3 protein-coding genes are annotated in these 4,465 nt (G+C 68.3%); 2 read left to right on the forward strand and 1 reads right to left on the reverse strand.

Annotated elements, in window-relative coordinates:
* The first annotated feature begins 266 nt into the window (after window positions 1-266).
* Window positions 267-674, forward strand: a complete 408-nt coding sequence (locus tag ACFX4F_RS20855; RefSeq protein WP_380658258.1) for a YciI family protein — start codon at window positions 267-269, stop codon at window positions 672-674.
* On the opposite strand, the gene ACFX4F_RS20860 is transcribed toward ACFX4F_RS20855, so the two are convergent.
* The gene (locus ACFX4F_RS20860; protein WP_380658260.1) at window positions 652-2,736 is read right to left on the reverse strand and encodes a gluconolaconase; all 2,085 of its coding nucleotides are present in this window, start codon (window positions 2,734-2,736) and stop codon (window positions 652-654) included. The two genes, ACFX4F_RS20855 and ACFX4F_RS20860, sit on opposite strands and share 23 nt — an antisense overlap.
* Window positions 2,737-2,899: 163 nt before the next feature.
* Here ACFX4F_RS20860 and ACFX4F_RS20865 point away from each other — a divergent pair, with 163 nt between their 5' ends.
* Window positions 2,900-4,435, forward strand: coding sequence for a hypothetical protein (locus tag ACFX4F_RS20865; protein ID WP_380658262.1), 1,536 nt, complete (start codon window positions 2,900-2,902; stop codon window positions 4,433-4,435).
* Window positions 4,436-4,465: the final 30 nt, after the last annotated feature.

Below are 4,465 nucleotides of genomic sequence, written 5' to 3' on the forward strand. Positions count from 1 at the left end.
CGGGCGGGTGGGTTGCGCAGGGGCGTAAGCGCCATGGATGGCGCGCCCGAGCCTACAGGGACGTATTCACGGCGTCCCCTGCGCAGCCCACCCGCCCGGCCAACCCACAGAGATGCAGCTCTTCACGACCAACCGCCACCACGGAGGGGCCCCGCCGTTCGCCGATCCCCGCCGAAGGCGCGCTTCCCGCTCTGCCTTTCGCAGTGCAGCATGCCCCCGCGCAAACCTGCGCGATCATGGACCCCCGCCCCCGCCAGGACTCCGCCATGCAGCAGTACCTGCTTCTGATCTACATCGACCCGTCACTGCTGCGCACCCTGCCCATCGACGACTTCAATACGTTGATGCGCGACTGCCTCGCCCATGCCGACAAACTGCAGGCCGAGGGCACGTTGCTGGCCGCGCAGAAACTGCAGCCGATCGAATCGGCGCAGACCCTGCGCGTGCGCGATGGCCACAGCCGGGTGCTCGATGGCCCCTTCGCCGAAACCCGCGAACTGCTGGCTGGCTTCAACCTGATCGTCGCCCACGACCGCGATGAGGCCATGCGTATCGCGCAGGGGTTCCCGTGGGCACGCTTCGGCAGCATCGAGGTGCGGCCGCTGGAAGACATGGACGCCGAGCGCGAACGCTGCGGCGCCCCCACTGCGGCTATGGCAGCAGCCGTACCCTGATCTCGCGCGGGCCTACGCCTTCGTTGCCGCTGTAATCGCGCGCGCTGGCACGCACGATGTACTCGCCCGGCGGCAACGCCGCCGGCTGCCAGCGACCGGTTTCCATCAGGCCATCGCGCACGGTGTTGGTCACCAGATACCGGAAGCGGGTGACCGCACTGCCGTGCACGGTGATGCCGCTGTCGGGTGCGTAAGCCACTTTCACCGCCTGCTTCTGCGGCGGCATGCGGTTGAAGACGATGTTCCAGCGCGGTTGCTCGTAGCCCTGCAGCGGCTGCCCGGCGGCATCCAGGATCTGGTAGCCCACCTGGTACGGCCCCAGCCGGCGACGCGGCAGGTTGTTGTCCACCTGGTCCCAGGCTTCCACCACGATCTGCACGCCGCGTCCCTGCCGGGCCAGCATCACCACGCCATCGCTGCCGGCGGCCAGCGGCTGGTCGTTGTCGTCCAGCAGCGCCACGTCGGTGATGCGTGGTGCGAAATGGTCGGCGTAGTCCTTGAACCCCAGCGCCACCGCATTGGTCTCGAAACCGCCATTGCCCACGGCCAGGTGCACGTGCGCCTGGCTGTTGATGCTGCCCAGACGGTCGCCCACGTGGATGCGCGTACCACGACGCACGCGGATGCGCTCCAGCGTGCCGTCTTCGGCGTACAGCGGCTGCCAGCGCGCGTCGAACGGTTCGCCGCGTGGCGTACGACCGACGCGCATGTGGATGTACTTCAACCGGTCCACGGCCAAGCCTTCAGCCTGCCCGCCCAGGCTCCAGGCGGCGATCGGGCTGCTGATCTTGCCCTCGGCAATCGCCAGCACGGTCTGGCCGACATCGCCGCGCACGTCAAAGCCGCCGTGCAGGTGGTGGCGGCTCTCACCTTGGAAGGTGCCGCGCACTTCACCGAGCGTGCCGACCACTTCATGCCAGCCATCCTGGGGTGCCAGTGGCCAGCGCCCGCCGCTGTCCGGCAGCGCCGCATCGGAGGCCGGCCCGACCAACGCCGGTGCGGGCAGTTCACCCACCGGCAGCGGTCGCAGGCGATGCAGGCGATAACCGGCGGAGTCGGCCACCAGCAGGGCACCGTCGGCTTCCACGGCCAGGCCGCTGGGGCGCGCCAGTCGCGGCAGGCGGTCGTTGCCCAGCAGCGCCAGTTGATGGCCCTGCGGGGTCACCTGCACGATGCGCCCGTCCAGGTCGCCCACATACAGCACACCGTCGTGCGTGGTGGCCAGTGACAGCGGGCCGTTGATGACCTCCCCCCTGCCGACTGCGGTACTGACCGTGCCATCGGCACCGACACGGCGGATCGCGTTGTTGAACAGATCGGCCACCAGCAGTGCGCCGTGCGCATCGAAGGCCAGCGCCACCGGCGTGTCGAAGCGAGCGTCAATACCGGGCGCATCGGCGAAGCCCGGGCGGTCGCCGCCGGCCAGCGTACGCACGTTGCCATCGGTACCGATCACGCGGATGCGGTCGTTCCAGGTATCGGCCACATAGACCTGCCCCTGCGCATCCACGGCGATGCCCATCGGTCCATCGAAACGCGCTTGTGCGGCAGGACCATCGGCAAAGCCCTGCTGGCCACCGGCCAGCGTCGTCACCTGTCCATCGGTGCTGATGCGCCGGATCGCATGATTGCCGGTGTCGGCCACATACAGATTGCCCCGTGCATCGGCGGCAATACCCGAAGGGGTGTTGAAACTCGCCTGTAGCGCAGGCCCATCAACACGCCCTTCGCCCTGCCCCGCGACCGTTTCGATACGGCCATCGGGCAGGCGACGGCGGATGCGGTTGTTGTCACCGGCATCGGTGAAATAGACGCTGCCATCGGCACTGCCCAGCAGTGCGTAGGGATCGGCGAAGCGTGCCTGCGCCGAGGCGCCATCGCGATCACCCGGATGACCGTCGCCGGCCAGCAGCTCGATCTGTGCGGTCCACGCCAGCGGCGTCGGTACAGGGCCAGCCGGCACCTGCGGACCGGAGGCGGGGAATTCCCACCAGGTTGCCGCCAAGGCCACCGCTGTTGCCACCACCACCGCGCCCACCGCCATCCCTTGCCACCGCGCCATCGTTCCGTTTGCCTGTGCTTGCATGAAGAGGCACGAACGATAATCGCTGCGCCCGTGCAGCGCCATGGCCGATGGTCAGGGCCGATGGTCAGGGCAATCTCACAGCGCTTGTCCTGCGCTGCCACAGCAGGTTCAATGTCCACTCCATGGACGGAGGCCCACCATGCCCCGCTGCACCCCACTTTTCATGCTGCTGTTTGTCGCGCTGACCAGCACCCCTGCCTTGGCCAACGTGCCGCGGACTGCCGCTTCCACCTCGCAGCCTCCGTCCGATGTAGCGATGGATGCGGCGCATGCCGCGTACGCGCAGCAATGGGATACGGCCATCGAACAGTCGCGCAGTGGCAATACGCTGGCCGCGTTGATCGCCATGCAACGGCTGATGGACAGCCCACTGCTGGCCGACTTCGATGCCGAGCGCCGCGGCCGCGCCGCGCAGTTTGCCGGCTGGACGGCGGCCATGCAGAAACAACCGGCGCTGGCACGGCGCTATCTGCAGCAGGCGCTGCTGGCGTTGCCGGGCGATGCAAGCATCCTGACCACGCTGGTGTCGCTGGACCTCAACGATGACAATCCGGCAGCGGCAGTCGAGCATCTGACACAGGCGCTGGCGCGTGCCGACGGCCCGCTGGCGATCGACCACCACACCATCAGCTACCTGCAATACCACCTGCGCGAGCAGCCCGCGCAGCGCATGGCGCTGCTGCAGGCGCTGTTCGACAACGGCTGGAAGAGCGGCGGCAGCGAACCCACCGGCCTGTGGCTGGCGCTGGCGACGCTGCAGGCCGACAACGGTCGCGGCGATGCCATTCCAACCACGCTGGCCCGCATCGACAGCCCGGCCGAGCTGATCCGCTTGCGCAGCGACAAGCGCTTCGACCGTTACGTGGACCGCCGCGATGCACGCTTCGATCCGGTCAAGGCCGCGCAGGTCCATCTGGACACCCTGCGCGTATCGGGCCTGCTGGATCGTGAGCTGGATGCACGCCTGGTGGATTTCAGCAGCACGCTGCTGATGCTGGATCGCAACGATGAAGTCCTGGCGCTGACCGATGACCTGGCCCAGGCCGCCGCGGAAGGACAATCACCGCCCGCCGCCAAAGCGGAGTGGCTGGCGTGGCTGCTCAACAGCCGCATCGCAGCGCTGCGACGCCTGGAGCGTACCGATGAGGCGCTGGCGACGGCGAAGCTGGCCGCCCGCATCGGCGCACTCGGCCCCGATGGTCTGGAGCATCAGATGAACGTGGCCTTCGTGCTCAACTCACTCGGCAAGACGCAGGAAGCAGAGGCCGCGATGGCCACATTGACCGGTCTGAGCGGCTATGGCCAGGCCGCACAGGCCTTGATCCATTTCGTCGCCGCCCGCCAGCGTGGTGATGCCACCGCTGCCGCCGCCGCACGTGCTGTCATCGTCGCCCAGCGCCAGGACGCCCGGCTCTTCTATCGCGAGATGCTGCTGGAAGAAGGGGATCTGGATGGAGCCGCCGCCGCGCTGATCGAGCAGCTGCGCTCGCCGCTGGAACGCAGCGACGCGCTGGCCAGCCTGCAGGACATGCGCGTGTATCCGTCGTTGCCGGGCGATGTACGCATCGATGCCGCCTGGCGCGAACTCAAGCAGCGTGCCGACGTGCAGGCCGAAGTCTCGCGCGTTGGTCGCATCGAGCGCTACGACCTGGTGGGCAGCGCAACCTCACGCTGAGCTGATCTCCTGTAGCGGGGGGGGGGGGGG

The sequence above is a fragment of the Stenotrophomonas sp. YIM B13575 genome (genome assembly GCF_042787595.1).
In the GTDB taxonomy this organism is placed as follows: Bacteria; Pseudomonadota; Gammaproteobacteria; order Xanthomonadales; family Xanthomonadaceae; genus Stenotrophomonas; species Stenotrophomonas lactitubi_B.